Source organism: Aquimarina mycalae (genome assembly GCF_029906345.1).
Lineage (GTDB): Bacteria > Bacteroidota > Bacteroidia > Flavobacteriales > Flavobacteriaceae > Aquimarina.
Genome location: NZ_JARYGY010000004.1, coordinates 263643 through 286611 on the forward strand (window position 1 = coordinate 263643; position 22969 = coordinate 286611).

The window sequence follows — 22969 nt, forward strand, 5'->3', positions numbered from 1 at the left end:
GTTAAAAATTACTGTCAAAGACAAAACTAATAAATTTTTCTTAATAGGCCAGTGTATATCGACCTTTGCGAAGTTTTTAAAGTTCCAATTAATCCCCTTAAGCACCCCTCAAATGTGAAAAAAATGACCTGCTAAAACAAAATTTACGGTAATAATTTCCATAAATACGCTACAATTATAAGATAAAAATATTTTTTATCAGTAAATTTCTACTAGTAATTACGAAAATAATTGTTATTTATATATATTTTAAAGTGATTTTGTCATTAAAATATACAAGTATTCCTTGGTTTAATTGATACCCCATTGCCTCAAGAAGCAAACCATAATCTTCTAATTGTTTTGTATGAGAATTACTGTGATTCCCTGTTTTATAATCAATTACAGTAGCTAACCCTAAGGGGTCAATTACTACCCTATCTGGTCTATATATTTCTCCATTAGATATAATATCTCTTTCATTTAACACCGTATTCTCTTCAGAAAAATAATTCGACAGTTCTGGATGATAGATTACCCTTTTTAATTCAGTATAGAGTATTTCTTTTTCCAAAAGGCCTATCATTCCCATTTCAAATGCATTTTCTACAACAACATCCAAATCTTTATGAGTATATATAAACGACATTAAATCGTGTACTAAATTTCCTTTTTCTATTGCAGCTTCCTGAGATGTATCCCATAACTTTCCAGAATTGGTAACAATATTTACTTTATATTTTTTCTTAGAATTCTCAAATTTAGTTACTAATACATTTTTCGTTTTAACATCTGTTTCGATAATTTCTTCAGCTGCTTTTTTAGCATCACCAAAGCTATATACCAATTGCTCACTATTCCATTTTCCAGTATGTATTAAATAATTTATTAGCTTTCCAGAAAACTTGTTCGGATTATTTTCTCCTCTACTATTTATTTCGGCTTTAGAAATAATATACAATTGTTCTTCTGCTCTTGTTAAAGCAACATATAAAAGATTAAATGCATCTAACTCCAATTGAGATTGTCTCTTCAGAACATTTTTTTCTCCAACAGCACCATACGCTGAAATTTCTTTATTGTAATTAACAAACACTTCTTCAAAGCCATTAAAATCTTCCTTAGCTACTGGCAACCATGTTTTAGGTTCAAGTTCTTTATATACATCAATATTAGCATAAGGATAAATAACACAAGGAAATTCCAATCCTTTAGATTTATGTATGGTCATTATCTGAATTGCATCTTCTCCTTCTGGAGCTACTATGCTTAGTTTCTCTTTTTTCTGTTCCCAATATGATAAAAAACCGATAATCCCTTCTGAGTTTTTTTGAGTGTAACTAAACACTATATCCAAAAGAAACTGGAGATATGCTGGAGCCGAGTTAGTAAGGTTGAAACTACTCACAATATACTCCACTCCTTCATAAAAAGGTTTTACATCTAATTCACTAAAACTAAACTCAATCCCCAAGGACTTAATTTCTTCGCTGAATACTTTTTTATCTGTAAACACCATTTTAGCCAAAAAAGAATGTTTATCAATGATCGTATATTGTTCTGCTATGAAATGCAAAACATTGGTTTTTGCCAACAATTCTTTAGGAAACACAAACCAAGTAAGGATGTCTATTACAAAACGGACTCTTGGATCATTTTTAAGCAATAAAGTTTCTGAAGATATAATGGACAATCCTTTTTCTGTTAGAAAATCAGCGATCAAAGCCCCTTCTTTTTGTTTTCTTGTGAGTACACAAATTTGATTGAGTCTATATCCTTTTTCTGTAAGTTCTAAGACAGATTGATATACTCGTTCTGGATATATTTCGTTTTCTTCTGTTACATTTTTTGCGTTAATAAAAGACAGATTTACATATCCTCCTTTTTTATCATTATACTCCTGATTGTTTCCTAATAGATATAGTTTTTTATGTAGTTCACTACTAAAATCATTTGACAAAAAAGTAAATAAATCATTGTTAAACCTAATAATCTCTCTACTACTTCTATAATTTTTAGGTAAATCTAGCACTTGTTTTTCTTCGATAGAAAACGGATTTTGATCTAAAGAAAGATTAATAAATTGCTCTGCTTTTCCTCCTCGCCATCTATAAATAGCCTGTTTTGCATCTCCAACAATAGTGATTCGCCCTCTTTTTCCCGTCAGTGTTTCTGAAGATATCGCATTATCTATAAGTGGAATAATATTCTTCCATTGTAATTCTGAAGTGTCCTGAAATTCATCTATAAAATAATCCCGATACCGTTCTCCCAATCGTTCATATATAAAAGGAGCTGGTTGATCTTGGATAGCTTCGCTAATAATTTTATTAAACTCCGAGATTAACAAAATGTTCCTTTCCTTCTTGATCTTTTGAAGTTCTTTGTTAATGACATGTAATACAGAAAGAGGTATAATGTTTTTAATTACATTTTCAAACAAACCGACTTCTAATAGTTGTTGCTTGGACTCTAGAAACGCTTCTTCAATACGGGATCTAATATTGTCAATAGCGTCTTTTTTGGATGTATCCAACTTTGATCCGTAAAACGATGCGGTTTCAATATTTTGCTTCCAAGCCGCTTTAAAATCTAACTTCGTTTCTCCATTAGCTAACTTTTGAAAATGATTAGGTATAGATCCACGAGTAAAATCATTATATGCTACTCCAATTTCACGTATTTTATCTAAAACTTCTTTTGAAGTGGTAACAATCTTATTTTTGGTAACTGTAATCTTCTGAAGCAATATTTTTTTTAAATCTTCAAAATCTTCTATAGTTTTATCTGAGAGTTTATCGAGATAAGCTCTATCATTTTCACTAAATAAAAGGCGTGCTGCTTTATTAAGCTCTACCGTAATATCCCAACTCTTATCTTCTTCTAATTTACTTAGCGCAAATTCTATAATTGTTTTTGTTAACACTTTGTCTTCTCCAACCTTAGCTACCACAGCATCCACTGACTCTTCAATTAACGATTCGGTATCCATTTCTATTTCAAAATTCATAGGAATCCCTAAATCTCGAGCAAATGTTCTAATCACTCTATGTGTAAATGTATCTATGGTAACAATATCAAATGCTGCATAATTATGCAAAATGCTTTTAAGAACACGATTCGCTTTTTGTTTTACAATATGCTCTTCTAGTCCAGTATCATTTGTAATATCTTGTAATAACGACACATATTTTGGCGAGGTTACAGATTCACTTATACCCACCAGGTTTTCTAAAACTCTGGTTTTCATTTCAGCTACTGCTTTATTGGTAAAAGTGATCGCTAAAATATTCTTATAACTATCCTTGTATTCTCCAGTTAATAATGTGGTTAGATACGCTTTAACTATGGTATACGTTTTTCCTGCTCCAGCAGCAGCATTATATATCGTAAAAGCGTATTGAGAATTCAAGTTTGTTTTTTTACTAAAGTATCAAAAAAGTGTAGTTTTCGAGTATCAATATTAAATAAATATAAAAAGAGAACACCTCCGATATCACAAGAAGTTTACAAAAAAAGGATTTAATCAATTTATAACAAATATTAATTTTTATTGATCACTCTAATTCCTAAATTTGGGTTCATTTTTTTTCTTATTAACTAAAAAAGTAGATTATGTCATTCGAATTACCAAAATTAAACTATGCCTTTGATGCGCTAGAACCAAATATAGATGCACGTACTATGGAAATTCACCATGATAAACATCATGCAGGATATACTAGTAAATTAAATGCGGCTATTGCGGGATCTGATTTAGAAGGTAAAACTATAGAAAACATTCTTATCAACCTGGATAAGTCTAATAGTGCTGTTAGAAATAATGGTGGTGGTTTTTATAATCACAGTTTATTCTGGGAAGTTATGTCTCCTAACGGAGGTGGAGCTCCTTCTGGTGAACTAGCCGATGCAATCAATGCTGCTTTCGGTTCTTTTGAAGCATTTAAAGATGCTTTTTCTAAAGCGGCTGCTACCCAATTCGGTTCTGGATGGGCGTGGTTATGTGTTCAAGAAGGAGGTAAAGTGGATGTATGCGCTACACCAAATCAAGATAATCCTTTAATGCCAGGTATTGGTTGTGGAGGAACTCCTATTTTAGGGTTAGATGTTTGGGAGCATGCATATTATCTAAATTATCAAAATCGTCGTCCTGATTATATCTCTGCGTTTTTTAACGTGATTAACTGGGATGAAGTATCTAGTAGATACGCACAAGGAAAATAAAACAACTATACGATTAAAACAAAAAGAGTCGCATAAACTGCGACTCTTTTTTATATCTGTATTTTACGAAATGTCATAAAATAAAAAAAGGTGGAAAGTCCACCTTTTTTTGCCCCAAATCTACCATGAACTTAACCTACTTATGCTATGGCTCTGCTAATATAAAGCGTTATTTCATTGTGTAAAAATGTTTTAGATGAAAAGCTAAAATACTTGTTGAAATACACAATTTAACTGATTTTAACAGCGTGGTTTTTTAATTTTTTAGTACGCGCGCTCGTTTTTACCTTCAAAGAAATTTATAAATGCCTTATTCACGACTCTATTCCCTCCAACAGTAGGGTAGTCACCTGTAAAATACCAATCTCCTAAGTTCTTAGGGCAGGCTATATGCAAGTTATCCACGGTTTGATAGATGATTTTTATTTCAGCATTTACGGACTCATCACTAAGTAATTCTGCTATTTTATCACTTATTTCTTGATCAGAAAACCCTTCATAGATTTCTTTTACAAAATTCTGAACTTCTTCATCAGCTAGATTTTCTTGTGCTTTACACTTATCATAAACCTGCTCTACTAAATCATAATTACCGTTTTCTTTTAATAACTCCAAAGCAGCCTTAAATGCAATAAGACCTTCAAGTCTTGCCATATCAATTCCATAACAATCTGGATAACGAATCTGTGGAGCCGAAGAAACTACAATAATTTTTTTAGGCTTCAATCTATCGAGCATCTTAATAATACTCTTTTTCAAAGTAGTACCTCTTACAATACTATCATCGATTATTACGAGATTATCTTCTTTTTTTACAACTCCATAAGTTACATCATAAACATGAGCGACTAAGTCATCCCTGCTACTGTCTTCTGTAATAAAAGTTCTCAACTTAGCATCTTTAATTGCTAACTTTTCAGTTCTCAATCGATATGAAAGAATTTCTGATAATCGTTCATCAGTTAATGATTCTTTCTCAGAAAGTATGGTTTCGTTTTTTTGTTTGTTCAACTCATCCTGTGCCGCTTCTACCATTCCATAAAAAGAAGTTTCTGCGGTATTAGGAATGAAAGAAAAAACAGTATTCACAGTATCATGATTAATTTCTTTTAATACCTGTGGCATAATTAATTTACCAAGATTTTTTCTCTCTTCATATATTTCTGCATCACTTCCTCTAGAGAAATAAATACGTTCAAAAGAACATGCTTTACGCTCTAATGGTTCAATAATTTTATGTACTGCAGCATTACCGTCTTTCTTAACAATAATAGCTTTTCCAGGATCTAACTCTATAACCTCATCAAAAGGCACATTAAATACGGTCTGAATTACTGGCCTCTCTGAAGCTACAACCACAACCTCATCATCTTTATAGTAATATGCTGGACGTATTCCCGCAGGATCTCTAAGTACAAATGCATCTCCATGTCCTAACATTCCTACCATGGCATATCCACCATCCCAATCTCTTGATGATTTTTTAAGAATCTTAGCTACATTTAATCGTTCTACGATTTGTGGAGAAGCATCAACCTTGCTATAACCTTCTTTTTTAAGCTTTTTATATAACTTAGCGACTTCAGAATCTAAAAAATGCCCTATTTTTTCCATTACTGTAACAGTATCCACTTTATCTTTAGGATGCTGTCCTAATCTTACCAGATTATCAAACAATACATTATTGTTTGTCATATTAAAGTTACCTGCTACAATAAGGTTACGATGCATCCAGTTGTTTTGCCTTAAGAAAGGATGTACACTTTCTACACTATTCTTACCAAATGTTCCATAACGAACATGCCCTAATAATACTTCTCCAATATAAGGAATGTTCTTTTTTTGTTGTTCTACATCATCCACATATTCTGGATGACTTTCTAATTCATGATTAATTCTGTCATTAATCTGAGAAAAAATATCTTGGATGGGTTGTGGTTCACATGAACGAACTCTACTTATATATCTTTCTCCTGGAGGCGTGTCTAGTTTTACACTAGCAAATCCAGCACCATCTTGTCCACGATTATGCTGTTTTTCCATCATTAGATACATTTTATTTACTCCATAAAATGCGCTTCCATATTTTTCCTTATAATATTCTAATGGTTTTAGTAGTCGGATAAATGCTATTCCGCATTCATGTTTTAAGGCATCACTCATTGTATTCCAAAAATTCTATTGTTGTGTTATCGTAGGTATTATTCATATTAAAAAAGCCCTTACACAAAATGAGCAGGGCTATTTATTTATCATTCAGATAATTCTATTTCGAATTGTGTCAATTCCCTAAATTGCTGAAGACGTTTCTGAACTTCTTCTCGCCTCAAATCTTCCATTCGTTCTGTTCCAAATTTCTCCACACAAAAAGAGGCTAGGTTCGAAGCGTGAATAATTGCTTTTTTCATGTTCTCAAAAGAGATATCACCTGTTTTAGCAATATACCCTGTAAAACCTCCTGCAAAAGTATCTCCTGCACCTGTAGGATCAAATACTTCTTCTAATGGTAATGCTGGCGCAAAGAAAATCTGTCCATCATGAAATAATAGTGCTCCATGCTCACCTTTCTTAATCACTACATATTTAGGTCCCATTTTTTCGATAGCTCTTGCAGCCTTTACAAGTGAATATTCACCACTTAATTGTCTTGCTTCCTCGTCATTAATTGTAATTACATCTACTTTGGCAATCACTTTCATCAAATCTTCTAAAGCATTATCCATCCAGAAGTTCATAGTATCCAACACCGCTAACTTAGGCTTAGTTGACATTTGTTCTAAAACACTAAGTTGAACTAATGGATGCAGATTTCCTAACATTACAATTTCTGCATCTTTATATTCATTAGGAACTACTGGATTAAAATCAGCCAATACATTAAGCTGAGTATCTAATGTATCTCTAGAATTTAAATCATTATGATATCTTCCACTCCAGAAAAAAGTCTTCCCACCTTTTACAACCTCTATAGCAGAGGTATCAATGTTTTTAGCCTGAAGCATTTGAATATATTCTTCTGGAAAATCTTCTCCAACTACAGAAACAATAGCAGAAGAAATATTAAAGTTAGCTGCAGAAAGGCCTATATATGTTGCAGCTCCACCTAAGATCTTATCTGTTTTACCAAAAGGTGTTTCGATAGCATCAAAAGCCACGGTACCTACAATAAGTAATTTACTCATAAAATAGCGTAATAATTTTTTTGCAAATATACGTTTTACTTTTGAGTCGGAAAGACATTAAAGCAAACTTACTTTCTATCAAAATCTATACTTCTTTTACCTCTCTTATATTCACTGATTTTATTATATACTTTCTAAAAAGGCGATATCCAATCCTGTATTAATTACACGTTTTTTAAAACAAAGTCGCACTATAAGAAGTGCATATTAACAACTAATAATCAGGGTGATTCACTAAAAAACTTCATGAAAACAGAGTTCAATTTTTTACGGTTTTAGCGTACTTAATAAATGGTTTTATTCTTTTTTCTTTCAAATAAATTTGCATTCCTACTAAAAATTTGTTAATTTTATGAGATATTTAACAAAAACTCAACTATATTATGAAAAAAAGTAAGATGGCTAGACTTGCTCTAGCTACACTAGTTTCGTTTTCTCTATTTAATTGTGAAAAGGATACCGAGGATGTATTAGAGGTAAATCAGGTTGATAATTCTAAAAGTGCCCATGTATGTATTGCAAAGTGGAATTTATCTGATGACACAAAAGCGACCAGCGTCAAAGATGTACAATGGGATCCTGGTCAAACTATTCGTATAAAATTTTTAAACGGGAGTAGCTTTGTTCAATCCAAAGTAAGACAGTATGCAGTAGAATGGGAAAACTATGCAAACCTTAAATTCGAATGGGTTTCCTCTAACAGCAGTGCAAACATTAAAATTGCTTTTAGAGAAGGTCAATACGCAAATGAGGCAGGTTCATGGTCCTATTTAGGAACTGATTCTAATCGCTACTCACATAGTATGCATTTTGGATGGTTTAATAATAATACGACAGATTCAGAATTTAGAAGAACTACAATCCATGAATTTGGACATGCACTTGGATTAATTCATGAGCATCAAAATCCTGTTGCTGGAATTAATTGGGATAGAGAGGCTGTTTACGCATATTATGCTGGTCCACCAAACAATTGGTCTAGAGCGCAGGTTGATAACAATCTTTTTAGACGTTATGAGGCGAGCATTACTAATTATAGTACTTATGATCCTTTATCAATTATGCACTATCCTATTCCTGCAGAACATACGCTAGATGGAGTTGGAGTGGGTTCTAATTCTCAATTATCAGCAACGGATAAAGCTTTTATTGGCTCGATCTATCCATTTCCTGATACAGGAGGTGATCCATGTGCTGGTGTAGCACCATATAGTGGTAGCGCTTCGTATTCTACTGGAGATAAAGTTACTTATAACGGAGATTTATACCAAAGAACTTCTACTGGATGGTCAAATCTAGGAGCATGTGGTCCTGTTAGTACTGATCCTTGTGACGGTGTAGCACCATATAATGGTAACACTTCGTATTCTGCGGGAGATCAAGTTACTTATAACGGAGATTTATATCAAAGAACTTCTACTGGATGGTCAAATCTAGGAGCATGTGGTGGGTAAAAAACACTAATAATAAGATAGATTAAAAATAAGAAATGCCCTGAGTTTTACTTCAGGGCATTTTTTTACATATAATATCTTGATACTATAACATCGTTTTATTTTCTACCAAAATCAGCAGGAATTTCGCCCCATGCTTTGGTTTCCCACTTAACTATTACCGTAGTATATTTATTTTCTTTAAGCCAAAGGATTGCGCGATCTACCAAATCAAACATTTCATTATTTTTAGCATTACGCTTAAGCTTTGTTTTACATGTCTTTTTTTTCACCCATCCCATAGCAATTCTAGAATCAGTGTACAAAATTCTATCACTTCCTTTCTTTTTTAGATACGCCAAGCCATGAACTAATGCTAGAAACTCACCAATATTATTGGTTCCTTGGGGAAAAGGTCCTTGATGAAAAAGTTGTTTTTCGGTCTGTGTATCTACACCTCTATATTCCATTTTTCCAGGATTACCGCTAGATGCGGCATCTACAGCTATAGAATATAGATTAGGTTCTCCTATTTTTGATAATTGTTCATCTGTTAGAGAAGCTTTAGGTTTGCTTTTACCTTTATAATCTTCATAATCTCCATTATATGCCTTTTTTGCCATATCAAAAGACTCAAAAGACTTGTATTTTGCGCTAGCATATCCCTTAACTGCGGCTTTACAATCATCCCATTTAGTGTATATACCAGGTCTGTGACCTTCCCAAACCACATAAAACTTTTCCTTTTTTGCCATTTTTAGCTAATCATTTACCTTCTATACTTCATCCCTTAAACCTAAAACCTTTTCTATAACGTTAGGAAAGTGTTTATATTCTAGTGTATGAATTGCCTTAGCCACATCTTCTGCGGTATCTTCTTTACGCACTAACGTTTTTGCCTGAAAAATAATAGCTCCCTCATCATAATGTTCGTTTACATAATGGATCGTAATACCACTTTCTTTCTCCTTATTTCTAACTACTGCGTCGTGAACATGGTGTCCATACATACCTTTTCCTCCATATTTAGGAAGTAATGCTGGATGGATATTGATTACTTTATTTGGAAAAGCATCAATAACTTTTTTAGGAAAGATCCATAAAAATCCAGCTAATACAATAATGTCAGGTTGTGCATCAGTAAGTATGTTTAACACTTCATTTGTGTCATAAAATGACTGTTTGTCAAAGTGTAACGCCTTTACTTTTAGGTCATGAGCACGTTTCAAGACTTTGGCACGCAGGTTGTTAGAGAACACATGTGTAACCTCAGCATTCTTTCGATCCTGAAAGTGTTTTATTATATTTTCGGCATTGGTACCAGAGCCGGAAGCAAAAATGATAATACGCTTCATAGTTTGATTGAATTGTTAATTAGAGAGCACAAAAAAAATAATTATTATCCATTTTTAGGTAGCAAAAAGCCAATACTTCCATATATTTGATAAAATACAAATACATTTTTATAGGATTGTGGGGTTTTAAAATAAAGTTTTTTATTTTTGCCACCTAATTAAAAAATTAAAATTAAACATTATGTCAGACATTGCATCAAGAGTAAAAGCGATAATCGTTGACAAATTAGGAGTAGACGAAAATGAGGTTGTAACTGAAGCTAGCTTCACAAACGATCTAGGCGCTGATTCGTTAGACACTGTAGAATTGATTATGGAATTCGAAAAAGAATTTGATATTCAGATTCCAGATGATCAAGCTGAAAACATTGCAACAGTTGGTCAAGCAATATCTTATATTGAAGACGCAAAGTAATAACTTCACAACACAATATGAATCTTAAGCGAGTTGTAGTCACAGGACTAGGGGCATTAACGCCCATCGGTAACAATATTGAAGAGTATTGGGATGGATTAGTACATGGTAAAAGCGGTTGCGCACCCATTACTTATTTCGACACCGAAAATTTCAAGACTAAATTTGCTTGCGAAGTCAAAAATTATAATCCCACAGATTATTTCGAAAGAAAAGAAGCACGTAAACTTGATAAATTTGCGCAGTACGCTATTGTTTCTTCAGAAGAAGCAATAAAAGATGCTGCTATTGATCTTGAGAAGGTTGATAAATTTAGAGTTGGTGTTATCTGGGGTGCTGGTATCGGTGGATTGGAAACTTTTCAGGAAGAAGTAATTGGTTATGCCAAGGGAAGCGGAACACCTCGTTTCAATCCTTTCTTTATTCCGAAAATGATCGCTGATATTGCTCCTGGACATATTTCTATCAGAAATGGTTTTATGGGACCTAACTATACTACGGTTTCGGCTTGTGCCTCTTCTGCCAATTCAATGATCGATGCTTTAAACTATATTCGTTTAGGGCACTGTGATATCATTGTTACTGGAGGAAGTGAAGCGGCAGTTACTATTGCTGGTATGGGAGGGTTTAATGCTATGCATGCATTATCAACAAGAAATGAGAGTCCAGAAACTGCCTCTAGACCTTTTGATGCAACCAGAGATGGTTTTGTATTAGGAGAAGGTGGTGGAGCCCTTATTCTTGAAGAATATGAACACGCTAAAGCACGTGGTGCAAAAATCTATGCAGAGGTTGTAGGTGGTGGAATGTCTAGTGATGCTTATCACATGACTGCACCTCATCCAGATGGGATTGGAGTAGAACGTGTAATGCTTAACTGTTTAAGAGATGCAGGTGTAAAACCAGAACAAGTAGATGCTATAAATACTCACGGAACATCCACTCCTTTAGGAGATGTTGCCGAATTGAAAGCAATTACTAAAGTTTTTGGTGATCATGCACCTAACATGAATATAAATTCAACAAAATCTATGACTGGACACTTACTTGGTGCAGCTGGAGCTATAGAATCAATTGCTTCTATACTTGCGATGCAACATGGTATGATTCCACCAACAATCAATCACACTACTGTGGATGAAAACATAGATTCTAGGTTAAATTTAACTTTAAACAAAGCACAAAAACGTGATATTACATATGCAATGAGTAATACTTTTGGCTTTGGAGGTCATAATGCTTGTGTGTTATTTAAAAAACTAGACGAATAATAATGAGTGTTATTCGCAACATATTAAGTTCCCGCTCTGACAAGAACGGGAATTTTTTTTCAAAAATTCAAAAAATCCTTGGGTTCAAGCCCAAAAATATTGGTCCTTACGAAAAAGCTTTTACACATAGATCATTAAATCTTAAGGACAAAAAAGGAAATGCTGTCAATTACGAAAGATTAGAATTTCTTGGTGATGCTATGCTAAGCAGCGTTATTGCCGCTCATCTTTTTAAAGAAGTTCCCGAAGGTAATGAAGGATACCTTACAAAAATGAGAGCTAAAGTAGTAAGTAGAAAGCACCTGAATGAATTAGGGAAAGATTTAAAATTGATTGACCTTGTTCGTACAAATATTCCAAAATCTCAATTCGGAATTAATATCCACGGAAACTTATTTGAAGCACTAATCGGTGCTATTTATCTAGACAGAGGATTTGTCTATTGTGAACGATTTATCCACGAAGCAGTTATCAACCCATATGTTGATATAGAAAGCCTCGAGGGACAAATTATTAGTTATAAAAGTCTATTGATAGAATGGTGTCAAAAAGAGAAAAATAACTTTAATTATGAAATTTACGAAGACACAGGAAAAGATGAGATGAAACATTTTGCTGTAAAACTTTGGATTGATGAAAAGGTAGTTGCTAAGGCTCGTGCAACTTCTAAGAAAAAAGCAGAAGAAAAAGCTTCAAAACGTGCATATTTTGCATTGCAATCAAAAATCAATTTGCCGTAACATTTCGTTGTTTTTTTAATATCTTAAAAAAAAAGAATAACGTAAAAAAATACAGTTTTGTCTCTCGCTTAGCTCACAATTAGTTAAAAGATACTAACTCAATCGTTTTCGTATAATTTCTTTATGCTTTATTAAACTTCTAAGGGTATTTTATTTGTATATTTCTCGATAATTCTGGAAAAATGTAATTTATAATGGCAGTCCAAAGGTTAATATTAGATACCATTGATGATGATGATTATGATCTAATTGCTATTCATTGTTCATTAGATTCATATAGACTTGCCTTTATGTTAAATAAAGATATGGATCTTCGACTTTCCAGAAAAAAAAATGATATAAAATTTGAATATGATTCTTATTCAGCACATTTTCCGCTGTTTCAGTATCACAATCATTTTCAATACAACACGTATAGTCTTTTGGGAAATAAGTTTAGAACAAAAATTGAATCCAATACGGTGTCGACAAGTTTATTTACGTCGACAGAGGAGAGCAATTACGTTACTAAATATTTAATCCCAGAATTAAAAAATGTAGATTATTTTTTAAAGATCGAAGCTGAAAATTATCAGTTTTCTAGCAAGTCATTGACTGCTAGATTGTTAACCATTCCGCAAATCATAACAGCTTATGTTGTGGATTATACCCAACTAAAATCAAAGAACAACTTAATATTTGAATAATGCCAAAACGTAAAAAGACTAAAATAGTGGCAACACTTGGACCTGCTACCAGTACTAAAGGTATTTTGAAAAAAATGCTAAATGCAGGTGTAAATGTTTTTAGAATAAATTTTTCTCATGCCGACTATGAAGATGTAAAAGAACGCGTAAAAATGATACGTGACTTAAGTGAAGAATTTGGTTATAATGCAGCGATATTAGCAGATTTACAAGGGCCCAAATTGAGAGTTGGTGTCATGAAAGGTGATGTGATCGTTCAGGATGGTGATTTTATTAACTTTACAACAGGTACTCCTTTTGAGGGCACTGCAGAAAGTGTCTATATGAACTATGCTGATTTTCCTAAAGATGTTAAATCAGGGGAACGAATTCTACTTGATGACGGGAAATTAATATTTGAAGTAGTTTCTTCTAATAATAAAGACACTGTTAAGGCTAAAGTAATACAAGGAGGACCTTTAAAATCAAAAAAAGGAGTGAATCTTCCTAATACTGATATCTCTTTACCAGCGCTTACTGAAAAAGATGTAAAAGATGCAATTTTTGCCTGTAGTTTAGAAGTAGATTGGGTTGCATTATCTTTTGTACGTCATGCTCAGGATCTTATAGAGCTACAAGACTTAATCAAAGAACATAGCGAACACAAAATTCCTATTGTAGCCAAAATCGAAAAACCTGAAGGTGTTGAGAATATTGATAAAATTGTAGCTTATTGTGATGGTTTAATGGTAGCTAGAGGGGATTTAGGAGTAGAAATTCCAGCGCAAGAAGTACCTCTGATTCAAAAGAAATTAGTTTTAAAAGCTAAAACAGCTCGAATACCGGTGATCATTGCAACGCAGATGATGGAAACTATGATCGACAGCTTGACACCAACTCGTGCCGAGGTTAATGATGTAGCTAATTCTGTAATGGATGGTGCAGATGCCGTAATGTTATCTGGCGAAACATCTGTTGGTAAATATCCAGTGCAGGTTATTGAAACAATGACCAAGATAATTAATAGTGTAGAAAACTCTGATCTTATACAGGTTCCGCAAAACCCTCCTCATATCAGAACGAATCGATTTATCACGAAATCTATCTGCTATCATGCAGCTCACATGGCTAATGACATTGACGCTAAAGCAATTTGTACATTAACAAACAGTGGATATACTGCTTTTCAGATCTCTGCTTGGAGACCAGGAGCACATATTCTTGTTTTTACCAGTAATAAAAGAATTCTTTCGCAGCTTAGCTTACTCTGGGGAGTAAAAGCATTCTATTATGACAAATATGTAAGTACAGATGAAACCGTACAAGACGTTAATAATTTAGCCTTAGAACGCGGTTTTGTTGAAAAAGGAGATATGCTGATTAATCTAGCCGCCATGCCTGTTGCCGAAAAAGGAATGGTGAACACACTAAGAGTATCTCAAACATAAACGTATTTCTCTTATAAACGCTATACAAAGAGAAGTAGCCTAAAATATAGTTTATTGTCAAATCGAGCTTGTAGAAGTTTTTGAATTGTTGATTTTTTAAAATGTCTTCGACAAGCTCAGACTGACATCTGAATATTTTTATAACTTTTTTAGATAACCTCTTTTATTCTAAACAGCACTAAAAATTGATTCTAATTCTCCAATAGTAATAGGTTTAATCAAATAATCTTTGATACCATTAATGCTTTTGGTTTTTTTGATATCTAATGGATTGATAGAAGAGCTCACAATATATAGTGTAATTACTTTTCCAAATCTATTTTTGATATTTGTGAAGTTGGCTAAGAACTCCCATCCATCCATTATTGGCATATTAAGGTCTAAAAATATAATTTCAGGAATACTTTCTTCATTCATATTACTTAGAATAGCTTCAAAATATCCTAATGCCTCTTTCCCATTTTCAAATATCAATAGGTTTTGACAAAGCTGTTTTGCTTCAATGATTCGTTTAACTAAATTCACATAGACACTATCATCATCGATGATACATGCTACTCCTATTTTATCGCCCATTATATATGAATTGTGTGTTTAAAATTCAATTGTAAAAGTTGTTCCTTTATTAACCTCACTGTCCACAGAAATGTTACCATCCATTGCTTCTACTTGGTTCTTTGTTAAGAATAATCCAATTCCTACGGCATCTTTGTTGTAATGAAATGTTTTATACATCCCAAAAACTTTGTCCTTAAAAAGAGCCATATCAATACCAACCCCGTTATCCGATACTTTTAAATATTTTTCCCCTTTTTCAATATATGTTTTTATAATAATAATAGGGTCTCTATCTGGGTGTTTATATTTAATTGCGTTAGTGATCAGGTTCAATAAAATACTTTCTAAATATGCTGGGATATATTTAACTTCTTCTACCTCATTAAAATCCGAACGTATTTGACAATTACTATTATTAATCATATGACTAATTCCATTGATTACTAACTTTAAAGCTTCTTTAAACTTTACGGGTACTCGTTCTTGTTTATTATTGGTTTGTATTGTTACAATTTCATTGAGGTGCTCTATAGTTGTATTCAGGTTAGAAGAAATGGTTTTAACCTCTTTAATTAGTTCTTCTTTTTCTTTTGGGTCATCAATATCTTCAATCAGTTGCACTAATAATGATAAGTTACTGGTATGTGATCTAAGGTTATGAGATACAATATGAGCAAAATTAAATAGTCTTGAATTCTGCGCAGCTATAATATCAACAGACTGCTGTAATTTAATTTCTTTACTTTTTATATCATCAATATCCTGAAAAACTCCTCGAATACCAATGATTTCTTTACTCTCATTATACATTGGTTTTCCTATTGCTCTTGCCCAAAACTCTCTATTATTAGCAGTGACCATCTTTATTTCGGTATTAAATGGAGTTCCCATCATAGCGCAATTAAAAAAACAATCTGCTGCCAATTGCCTACAGTCTTCAGTATAATAATTTGCAGAGTCTTTTAGAGAAGGTTTATAATCTTCTGGATATTCTAATATTCTATACGTTTCAAAATCCCAGTGACTTTCTTTTTTATTAAAATCTACATACCAACTACCCGTTGCGGTCATCTGGGCAGTTTCTTTATAATAGAAATTATCTTTTTTTAAGGCCTTATCTAGTTCTAATCTGATCTCAAAGAAAAATATAAAATTAACTCCAGATTTTATATTTACAGGCAATTCATCATTTGTAGCACATCTAAATAGTTGATAATTCCCCTGTTTATTCAGTATTTTAATATGCTGTTTAAAATTTAGATTATTATTCCTGTAATTAAGAAAATTATCTCTAAAAACCTCAACATCTTCTTTGTGCAATAATCGATTTAAAAAAAAGTCTAAATTGGATTGTACATCATTACTAGTATATCCAAGGGTTTCATAAAAATTTTCTGACCAATTTTCTCTATAAGGATCATGATGCAACTCCCAATAACCCGTATTGAAATCTTGCATTACATTATTAAAAAGTTCATTCTGGAGCATTAAAATCGGCTAAAAAAACATTGATCCTAACAAGATAAGGATTTCTAGTTGTTTTCTTCAATTTTATCTAATCTTATAGATAGTGCTTTTGTAGAAATCTGAACTTCAATAAATGATAAAAAAAGTGAAATCATTAGTGCAAACAAACTTATTCCAAATATTAAGTTTGCTAAACTATTTTCTTCAACATATAATAAAAACATAGTGACTACACTGGTAAGAAAGCTAACTATAGCTATAGCTTGCATATTTCTTATTAACCATAATCGTTTTCTTAGATTTTGGATTTGCAATACTGTGTTTTTTGATGGTGAAGTAAGATACTCTTTATGTAATTGACGTATCAATGCTGCTATTGCCAAATATCTAGCATTATAAGCCAACATGGTTAAGGATATAGCTGGAAAAAGTAATGCTGGAATACTCATCGTAAGTGTCATAATCAAATACTTTATACAACACTAAGGTAGCCTAATTTACCATACTTTGTTTCATAATTTTAATCATTTTCGAAACTAAATAACCCCATTGCGCTTTCTATTGTATTATCTTGATTCAGCCCTTTTCCCCATTGTCCAATAAAACTAGCAGCGGGTAGACTAGTACTACCATTCAAATAGCCTGTCATTGTTAAATTTTCTCCTGGCATATTTGAGATTGTATAGTTAATAGTTATGTTGCTATCATCTGCGATCCAGGTTCCTGTTCCAATAAAACTTACATCATTTTCGCTAGATGATGACAATGCGACATTACCTTCTTTAGATAATATCAAAAAAGTATCATTCATGATTGTAGAAATGTCTGGTTCTTCTGAAGTATCATTGTTAAACCCTCCAACAAAAAAACCTTCAGTAAAAGTGTTTTTAATGGTTATTGTTACGGTAGCGGTTTGAGATGAGTTGGCCGCAGTAATATAAATATCCCTTTCTCCTATTGGAAAAGATCGATTCCATGATAAAACGCCAGTTTCCTCATCAATAAACACTACTCTGCCAACCAGGTCATCTCCTTTTGATCCCAGCATAGATGTAGCAGTGAAACTTCCCTTTTCTTCTAACCAGTTTACAATAGGTGCTGGTGTTTCTCCTGTTTCTAAAAAAGTGTTTTCTATAAATGTTTTTTCATATTCAATTCTTAAACTATTAGCGTCATCATCATTATTACAAGCATTTATGATTACAAAAAATAGTAATCCCAATATATATTTAATTGTTTTCATCTTTTCTTTACTCTTAATTAGTCTTAGATAATACTCTCTCTTAGTTCGTATACTAAATAGGAGCATTTTTATTGTCTATTTTTAATGAACAGCAAGCTTGATATTAAGTTTGCTGTTCATTTAATAAAAAATAGGTAACATCAATAAGTCAAGGGGTAAAACAGCTAATTCCTTGTATCTATTATTTAATATTAAAAAGAGCTGTTACTTCTTCGTATGACATCTTTTTATAATCATTAACCGACTTAGTTGAACCTACACCGCCAGGAATTATGACATATCTGAAGCTATCAAAGAATGCAAATGCACTAGTAGCGCCATCCAAAGTTGCTACTTGTACTCTTAGGGTAAAGCCACCATTAAAACTAGCAACCTCAAAGCCATAAAAGTCATTATCCGAAACAGCTATATATGGTAGCTGATTAATCTCAGTAACTATTGCATTAATTTCGCGTCTACCGTAAACTAATAATATATCTTGAGTAAGGTCAAAATCACCAACACCTAACGTAGCCAACAATTGCGTATTGGTTTCTTCGGCTAATCCACCACTATTTTCATAATCTCTAATGATCCAATCGGAATAAATAACATTAGCCGTTCCTGGATCTCCTTGGTCACCTTGTGGTCCTTGATCTCCTTGAAGCCCTTGTTCTCCTTGTGGCCCAACAGCTCCATCTTCTCCTTCACAGGAGATAATACTCGCAGATATTAATAGAATTGCGATACATCCAATTAAATTTTTCATTGCTTTCATCTTATAAAAGTTTTTATGTTAATGAAGCAAACTTAGATACGAATTGCTTTTCGAATGTCCGATATATTTGAAACTCAAAGAATCCGGACGTATTTAATAAGTAAAAAAATGTTCTAGGGTTTTAGGGATTCATCATTTCTTTACACAAAATCAATTGTTTTAACTCGGTATCAAATTGATGCTTTTTCCAAAGAGGAATATCTTGTTGTATTGCCAAAGGGTTCTGATTAGACTGAATATAACGTTCTATGGATTTCACGATTGGATCATTAACTCCACTAATTTTTAGTATTGATTTTGCTCCTGCTATACTATAACTCCCTTCATACTCATGGCAAAATACAATAACTTTATCCCCTTTATTTGCCAAAACATTATCAAAGCAATCAGAGGAAAAGTAAGCTTCTCGATTATAAGTCTTCTTTTTAAGATTCTTAGCGACAAGTACTTTATCAATACTAATTATTCCTTTCTGGGATTGATATTGTATTTCTTCGGTTTTTTTATAAATCTCATGAATGGTTCCCAAAAAAACTAAGCTATACTTTTCTCCACAATTCCCTATAAATGGTCCTGATTGGGGCCACCAATATGTATAACCAACATTAAAAGTATCTAACTGGGTAAATTGATTGTTACGCTGCTCTTGTTCTTTATCGATCTCTAGTGTATTCTTTGTTTCCTGGTGGCTTGTTTCCTTACAACTAACAATTATTAGTATAAAACCGAAAATGTATATTTTAATTAAATTCATTATAAAATCATCATTTTATCAATTGAATTGTGGATAGGTAATCTAAACAAAACTTAGTTTCTCAGCTACCAAATTCTTTAAAATCACATGCATTAATTTGATACAATCGATTTTCAATTTTAAGAACACCGTCTACACGATATTCTTTTCCTCGATTGTTCCTTGGTTTTTGAGTGAAATTCGCTTTACCATAACGTATTAAAATTAGATCATTCTATCATATATAATGTTACTATTCCAATAAGAATGTAACTTTTATATAGTATTTTAAAGATTCTGTTGGTTTACTAGGATAATAGAGGTGTTGCTGATAATTAACATCTTCAATATTTAAAATTTCTCCAATCTTCTTATCAATATTTTTAGCTATCGCGTTTGCTTTATCTTTGGCATTTTCAATAGCTTTTTTATTTAAAGCGGCTATTTCCATAGTCGTTTTTTCTTTTGACACGATATCCACCCAAGTGCTCGTAACACCTTTCATTCTTAGGCTTATTATTTTTTGTACTTCTTCAATTGAGTTTGCAGTATAATAGTAATACGTGGTTGTGTTATATTGACCAGAGGTTACACGATATAACGCATTTTCCTGAAATTGGCTAAAATCAACACCGATTTTACTTAGCATACTTGCATATTCTTTTTTTAGTTCCTCAAGGTTTTGAGGTTTTATATTTTGGTATGTATCAGCCATAATCTCTCTAAACTCCACATTAACCACATATTTTTCAATAGCAATCGTTTTTGTTGCTTCTCCTGCAACCATTATGGTATTTTTCTGTTGTGCGAACATAGCATTGACAGAAAAAATTAAAATAAATATTAAATTTTTCATTGTTTCACATTGTATTAATATGCCCATATATCACTATAGTAATCATTAGGCGTGTTTATGTTTTGTTTAAATCCATGTAAGACCCACAGTTTTTTATCATAATAAACTGAAGAGTGATATCCTCTGGAAGGAAAGTTTTTGTTGGTTTTTACCTTCACCCAATTCACCCCATTATTACTAAACCATATATCATCAAAATACACATGTCCTGCAGCAATCCCTCCTGTGAGCCACATTCCTTTTTCGTTGGCTACCACAGCATGATTTCGTCGAATAGAGAAGTCTGCATTCGGTGTAGCAAGATTCCATTGAAATCCATTTTTTGAATACCATACGTCATTCAGATAATTATTGTTTTGATCATATCCTCCTATAACCCAAATTTTATGATCATATACAACCGTTGCATGTCCATAACGTCTACCAAATGGAGCTAGATTAGTTACCTGATTCCATTGTACTCCATCACTACTTACCCAAATATCTCCTTTTATAGCATCTACATCGCCACTGAATCCTCCAATCAGGAACATTCTACCGCTAAGGTTGGTTAGTGTATGCCATCTCCTTGAAGAAAACGGAGCGTTTTTTATGGTTTCTATCCATTCTTTACCATTTTTTGAATACCACACGTCATTTAAAAAAGTAGCGCCGTTCATTCCTCCTGCAATCCACATACCTGTCTTTGTAGTTGTAGAAGCGTGGCCATATCTTTCTTCGAATCCACCATCCTTAGTCATTACATCCCAATTCTTTCCGTCTTTGGTACTCCATACATCATTAAAGGTTGTATCATGATTTATACCCGCTATTACCCACATCTTATCATCAAAAATTACAGAAGTATGACTAGCTCTTCCTCCATAAGGAGTTTCTTTATTTATAAAAGGTGAAGATGTATCTGTATCTATTTTAGTGATTGATTTCTTAGCAAAAGATTCATTAGACATTTCTAATATGTCTTCATTTTTTTCGCAGGAACAGATGATCGATAATAGTACTATAAGTGAACTCAGGGACTTTAATCTGATTCTATTTTTCATTTGTATCACATTTTGATATTATAAATCAAAAATAGCATGGGTCCTCAATGTCTATGTCCGAAAAGTTTGAATTTCAAAGAATCCGGATACTATTTAATGTGATATCTCATTTTAATTAAGATCGAGTTTAAAAAAAAAAGTATTACTATTTTATTCTTCGGGTTTTAAAAGCATACAATAGTAAAATGATTACGATAGGAATTACTAAAAAAATGACCTTAGGTATTTTAATTTGTTTTTTTAACGAAGTCAATTCAATTTCTTTGTCAGTATTATTGTTTAAAAAAATAGTATCCTTTGAAGTAGATTGGAGATTCGTAGTATCCATATTGGTACTCTTAAACTTTTGATAATCATTTTCGACTTTATCAATTGAAGTATTTGATTTTTGAATAGTTACACCTAGTAAGGGTTTTTGATAGTATTTTTTTGAAAACTCGAATTCTGGATTTTGATCAAGTCGTATCCATTGTATTTCATCATTACGTATACTTTGGTAAAAATCGTTTCCTTCTATTATTTCTTGTTTTAAAAGTTTTTCCAACTCTAAAATGGTAAACCGTTTTCCTTGTTTTTTTGTGTATTGATGATATAGCGCAAAGGCAACTTTCTGTTTATAAATTTCTTTTGTTTCTGGTGCTTTGCTATGATAAGACGCTTTAAAATATGCCCTTGCAGCCAATTGTCTTGCTCCATCTTTCCATGCATTGGCCATCAATAAATCCCCTAAAGCTTCTAATAAAATAGGAGAGTTATAGTTTCCAAACTTCATCATTCCCAGAATACCTTTTATGGCATTATCCTGTTCTTTTTTAGACAAGGTATTATTCTCTACTGAGTTTTCTGTTTTATTATGAATCTTATGCACCAAAAAATTATAGAAATTATCCAGTTTATGGCGTGGATAGCGCTCAAAACTAGGGCTTAATTCGGAAGAAAGGGGTAGTGTTATTTTACCATCCTTCATTTTACTCATTACATATTCTACCAGATGTCTTTGATATATTTCTCTTCCAAAATGTGCGTTTGGATTTATTGCAATCGCTTTATCTATATATTCTAACCCTTTAGAGAATTGTTTATTATGGATATAAAAAGTTCCTAAATTGGCATATGTTTTATAATTTTTTGGAGCGATACTGTCTTTTTTCAGAATAATCTGAATAGCCTTTGTGTCATTTCCAATCTTAGAATATGCGACAGCAAGATCATCATATAACTCAAGACTATCTGGAGATTTTTGAAGCCTTAGGGTTCGATCCTTTATTCTCCATTGATAGAATTCTGGTGAGTGCCTTAAAAACTTTCCAGATATTAATTCAATTACATCTGGGAACTGTATTCTTTCCATTTCTATGGTATCGTAGTCCCAAAAACACGAGAACCCAAAAAAACAAGTAGAAAAAGTGCATACAAAAAATAGTGCTAGTCGTTTCATATCTAAATTTAACAAAAAGGATCCTCATCACTTTGATTAGGTTAGATAATGAGGACCCGATAGTAATGAAAAGCAATTGGACAAAAACCTAATCATTACATGTTCTTACCATTATTCTAATTTAATAGTCAAAATTTCTTCAGGTTCCTTTTCGATTCGTAG

21 protein-coding genes are annotated in these 22969 nt (G+C 32.6%); 7 read left to right on the forward strand and 14 right to left on the reverse strand.

From position 1 onward, the window contains the following. Nucleotides 1-238: 238 nt before the first annotated feature. The gene (locus QBK95_RS11400; protein WP_280933765.1) at nucleotides 239-3391 is read right to left on the reverse strand and encodes a UvrD-helicase domain-containing protein; all 3153 of its coding nucleotides are present in this window, start codon (nucleotides 3389-3391) and stop codon (nucleotides 239-241) included. A 203-nt stretch (nucleotides 3392-3594) separates the two neighbouring features. On the opposite strand from QBK95_RS11400, the gene QBK95_RS11405 reads away from it, so the two are divergent. Next, nucleotides 3595-4203, forward strand: coding sequence for a superoxide dismutase (locus tag QBK95_RS11405; protein WP_280933767.1), 609 nt, complete (start codon nucleotides 3595-3597; stop codon nucleotides 4201-4203). Between the two features lie 264 nt (nucleotides 4204-4467). On the opposite strand, the gene QBK95_RS11410 is transcribed toward QBK95_RS11405, so the two are convergent. Both QBK95_RS11410 and QBK95_RS11415 read right to left on the reverse strand, forming a co-directional pair. Next, on the reverse strand, nucleotides 4468-6366 hold the full coding sequence (locus QBK95_RS11410; protein WP_280933769.1) for an amidophosphoribosyltransferase: 1899 nt from the start codon (nucleotides 6364-6366) through the stop codon (nucleotides 4468-4470). Between the two features lie 89 nt (nucleotides 6367-6455). After that, on the reverse strand, nucleotides 6456-7385 hold the full coding sequence (locus QBK95_RS11415; protein WP_280933771.1) for a PfkB family carbohydrate kinase: 930 nt from the start codon (nucleotides 7383-7385) through the stop codon (nucleotides 6456-6458). Nucleotides 7386-7768: 383 nt separating this feature from the next. Between QBK95_RS11415 and QBK95_RS11420 the strand changes: the two genes are divergently transcribed. After that, the gene (locus tag QBK95_RS11420; RefSeq protein WP_280933773.1) at nucleotides 7769-8839 is read left to right on the forward strand and encodes a matrixin family metalloprotease; all 1071 of its coding nucleotides are present in this window, start codon (nucleotides 7769-7771) and stop codon (nucleotides 8837-8839) included. 98 nt (nucleotides 8840-8937) lie between these two features. On the opposite strand, the gene QBK95_RS11425 is transcribed toward QBK95_RS11420, so the two are convergent. Further along, entirely contained in the window at nucleotides 8938-9573 is a 636-nt protein-coding gene (locus QBK95_RS11425; RefSeq protein ID WP_280933775.1) for a ribonuclease H1 domain-containing protein, read from the reverse strand. A gap of 21 nt (nucleotides 9574-9594) precedes the next feature. Next, a complete protein-coding gene (purN, locus tag QBK95_RS11430; RefSeq protein ID WP_280933778.1) occupies nucleotides 9595-10173 on the reverse strand; it encodes a phosphoribosylglycinamide formyltransferase in 579 nt (192 codons plus the stop codon). 181 nt (nucleotides 10174-10354) lie between these two features. Here purN and QBK95_RS11435 point away from each other — a divergent pair, with 181 nt between their 5' ends. The 5 genes from QBK95_RS11435 (at nucleotide 10355) to pyk (ending at nucleotide 14712) form a co-directional block, all read left to right on the forward strand. Beyond that, nucleotides 10355-10588: an acyl carrier protein gene (locus QBK95_RS11435; protein ID WP_027394586.1), complete on the forward strand. Its 234-nt coding sequence runs from the start codon at nucleotides 10355-10357 to the stop codon at nucleotides 10586-10588. Nucleotides 10589-10605: 17 nt separating this feature from the next. Further along, nucleotides 10606-11859 (forward strand): beta-ketoacyl-ACP synthase II, encoded by a 1254-nt coding sequence (fabF, locus tag QBK95_RS11440; RefSeq protein ID WP_280933791.1) that lies wholly within the window; start codon nucleotides 10606-10608, stop codon nucleotides 11857-11859. 2 nt (nucleotides 11860-11861) lie between these two features. Then, complete coding sequence (rnc, locus tag QBK95_RS11445) at nucleotides 11862-12599, forward strand: ribonuclease III (protein ID WP_280933794.1); 738 nt, start codon at nucleotides 11862-11864, stop codon at nucleotides 12597-12599. A gap of 194 nt (nucleotides 12600-12793) precedes the next feature. Next, the gene (locus tag QBK95_RS11450; RefSeq protein WP_280933797.1) at nucleotides 12794-13285 is read left to right on the forward strand and encodes an IPExxxVDY family protein; all 492 of its coding nucleotides are present in this window, start codon (nucleotides 12794-12796) and stop codon (nucleotides 13283-13285) included. Next, the gene (gene pyk, locus QBK95_RS11455) at nucleotides 13285-14712 is read left to right on the forward strand and encodes a pyruvate kinase (RefSeq protein ID WP_280933800.1); all 1428 of its coding nucleotides are present in this window, start codon (nucleotides 13285-13287) and stop codon (nucleotides 14710-14712) included. The genes QBK95_RS11450 and pyk overlap by 1 nt, the downstream gene beginning before the upstream one ends. Before the next feature lie 168 nt (nucleotides 14713-14880). Here the strand turns inward: pyk and QBK95_RS11460 are convergent, their stop codons facing one another. The 9 genes from QBK95_RS11460 to QBK95_RS11500 form a co-directional block, all read right to left on the reverse strand. Next, nucleotides 14881-15288: a response regulator gene (locus tag QBK95_RS11460; RefSeq protein ID WP_280933801.1), complete on the reverse strand. Its 408-nt coding sequence runs from the start codon at nucleotides 15286-15288 to the stop codon at nucleotides 14881-14883. An 18-nt stretch (nucleotides 15289-15306) separates the two neighbouring features. After that, on the reverse strand, nucleotides 15307-16758 hold the full coding sequence (locus QBK95_RS11465; protein WP_280933803.1) for a PAS domain-containing protein: 1452 nt from the start codon (nucleotides 16756-16758) through the stop codon (nucleotides 15307-15309). A gap of 44 nt (nucleotides 16759-16802) precedes the next feature. Beyond that, on the reverse strand, nucleotides 16803-17198 hold the full coding sequence (locus QBK95_RS11470; RefSeq protein ID WP_280933805.1) for a DUF2721 domain-containing protein: 396 nt from the start codon (nucleotides 17196-17198) through the stop codon (nucleotides 16803-16805). Nucleotides 17199-17257: 59 nt separating this feature from the next. Further along, a complete protein-coding gene (locus QBK95_RS11475; RefSeq protein WP_280933807.1) occupies nucleotides 17258-17980 on the reverse strand; it encodes a hypothetical protein in 723 nt (240 codons plus the stop codon). Between the two features lie 181 nt (nucleotides 17981-18161). Continuing rightward, complete coding sequence (locus QBK95_RS11480; protein WP_280933809.1) at nucleotides 18162-18737, reverse strand: collagen-like triple helix repeat-containing protein; 576 nt, start codon at nucleotides 18735-18737, stop codon at nucleotides 18162-18164. Nucleotides 18738-18858: 121 nt separating this feature from the next. Then, nucleotides 18859-19491, reverse strand: coding sequence for a hypothetical protein (locus QBK95_RS11485; RefSeq protein WP_280933810.1), 633 nt, complete (start codon nucleotides 19489-19491; stop codon nucleotides 18859-18861). Nucleotides 19492-19723: 232 nt separating this feature from the next. Next, nucleotides 19724-20326, reverse strand: a complete 603-nt coding sequence (locus QBK95_RS11490; RefSeq protein ID WP_280933812.1) for an SIMPL domain-containing protein — start codon at nucleotides 20324-20326, stop codon at nucleotides 19724-19726. A gap of 14 nt (nucleotides 20327-20340) precedes the next feature. Next, complete coding sequence (locus tag QBK95_RS11495) at nucleotides 20341-21369, reverse strand: Kelch repeat-containing protein (RefSeq protein ID WP_280933814.1); 1029 nt, start codon at nucleotides 21367-21369, stop codon at nucleotides 20341-20343. 145 nt (nucleotides 21370-21514) lie between these two features. Beyond that, complete coding sequence (locus QBK95_RS11500; protein ID WP_280933815.1) at nucleotides 21515-22807, reverse strand: tetratricopeptide repeat protein; 1293 nt, start codon at nucleotides 22805-22807, stop codon at nucleotides 21515-21517. Nucleotides 22808-22969 lie beyond the last annotated feature (162 nt).

What these genes read in the sequence shown, in the direction of transcription:
- QBK95_RS11500 (WP_280933815.1), bottom strand. Translation starts at nt 22,807, where the DNA reads ATGAAACGACTAGCACTATTTTTTGTATGCACTTTTTCTACTTGTTTT.
- QBK95_RS11420 (WP_280933773.1), top strand. Translation starts at nt 7,769, where the DNA reads ATGAAAAAAAGTAAGATGGCTAGACTTGCTCTAGCTACACTAGTTTCG.
- QBK95_RS11490 (WP_280933812.1), bottom strand. Translation starts at nt 20,326, where the DNA reads ATGAAAAATTTAATATTTATTTTAATTTTTTCTGTCAATGCTATGTTC.
- QBK95_RS11470 (WP_280933805.1), bottom strand. Translation starts at nt 17,198, where the DNA reads ATGACACTTACGATGAGTATTCCAGCATTACTTTTTCCAGCTATATCC.
- QBK95_RS11425 (WP_280933775.1), bottom strand. Translation starts at nt 9,573, where the DNA reads ATGGCAAAAAAGGAAAAGTTTTATGTGGTTTGGGAAGGTCACAGACCT.
- purN (WP_280933778.1), bottom strand. Translation starts at nt 10,173, where the DNA reads ATGAAGCGTATTATCATTTTTGCTTCCGGCTCTGGTACCAATGCCGAA.
- QBK95_RS11460 (WP_280933801.1), bottom strand. Translation starts at nt 15,288, where the DNA reads ATGGGCGATAAAATAGGAGTAGCATGTATCATCGATGATGATAGTGTC.
- QBK95_RS11495 (WP_280933814.1), bottom strand. Translation starts at nt 21,369, where the DNA reads ATGAAAAATAGAATCAGATTAAAGTCCCTGAGTTCACTTATAGTACTA.
- rnc (WP_280933794.1), top strand. Translation starts at nt 11,862, where the DNA reads ATGAGTGTTATTCGCAACATATTAAGTTCCCGCTCTGACAAGAACGGG.
- QBK95_RS11435 (WP_027394586.1), top strand. Translation starts at nt 10,355, where the DNA reads ATGTCAGACATTGCATCAAGAGTAAAAGCGATAATCGTTGACAAATTA.
- QBK95_RS11465 (WP_280933803.1), bottom strand. Translation starts at nt 16,758, where the DNA reads ATGCTCCAGAATGAACTTTTTAATAATGTAATGCAAGATTTCAATACG.
- pyk (WP_280933800.1), top strand. Translation starts at nt 13,285, where the DNA reads ATGCCAAAACGTAAAAAGACTAAAATAGTGGCAACACTTGGACCTGCT.
- QBK95_RS11415 (WP_280933771.1), bottom strand. Translation starts at nt 7,385, where the DNA reads ATGAGTAAATTACTTATTGTAGGTACCGTGGCTTTTGATGCTATCGAA.
- QBK95_RS11450 (WP_280933797.1), top strand. Translation starts at nt 12,794, where the DNA reads ATGGCAGTCCAAAGGTTAATATTAGATACCATTGATGATGATGATTAT.
- QBK95_RS11475 (WP_280933807.1), bottom strand. Translation starts at nt 17,980, where the DNA reads ATGAAAACAATTAAATATATATTGGGATTACTATTTTTTGTAATCATA.
- QBK95_RS11485 (WP_280933810.1), bottom strand. Translation starts at nt 19,491, where the DNA reads ATGAATTTAATTAAAATATACATTTTCGGTTTTATACTAATAATTGTT.
- QBK95_RS11405 (WP_280933767.1), top strand. Translation starts at nt 3,595, where the DNA reads ATGTCATTCGAATTACCAAAATTAAACTATGCCTTTGATGCGCTAGAA.
- fabF (WP_280933791.1), top strand. Translation starts at nt 10,606, where the DNA reads ATGAATCTTAAGCGAGTTGTAGTCACAGGACTAGGGGCATTAACGCCC.
- QBK95_RS11410 (WP_280933769.1), bottom strand. Translation starts at nt 6,366, where the DNA reads ATGAGTGATGCCTTAAAACATGAATGCGGAATAGCATTTATCCGACTA.
- QBK95_RS11480 (WP_280933809.1), bottom strand. Translation starts at nt 18,737, where the DNA reads ATGAAAGCAATGAAAAATTTAATTGGATGTATCGCAATTCTATTAATA.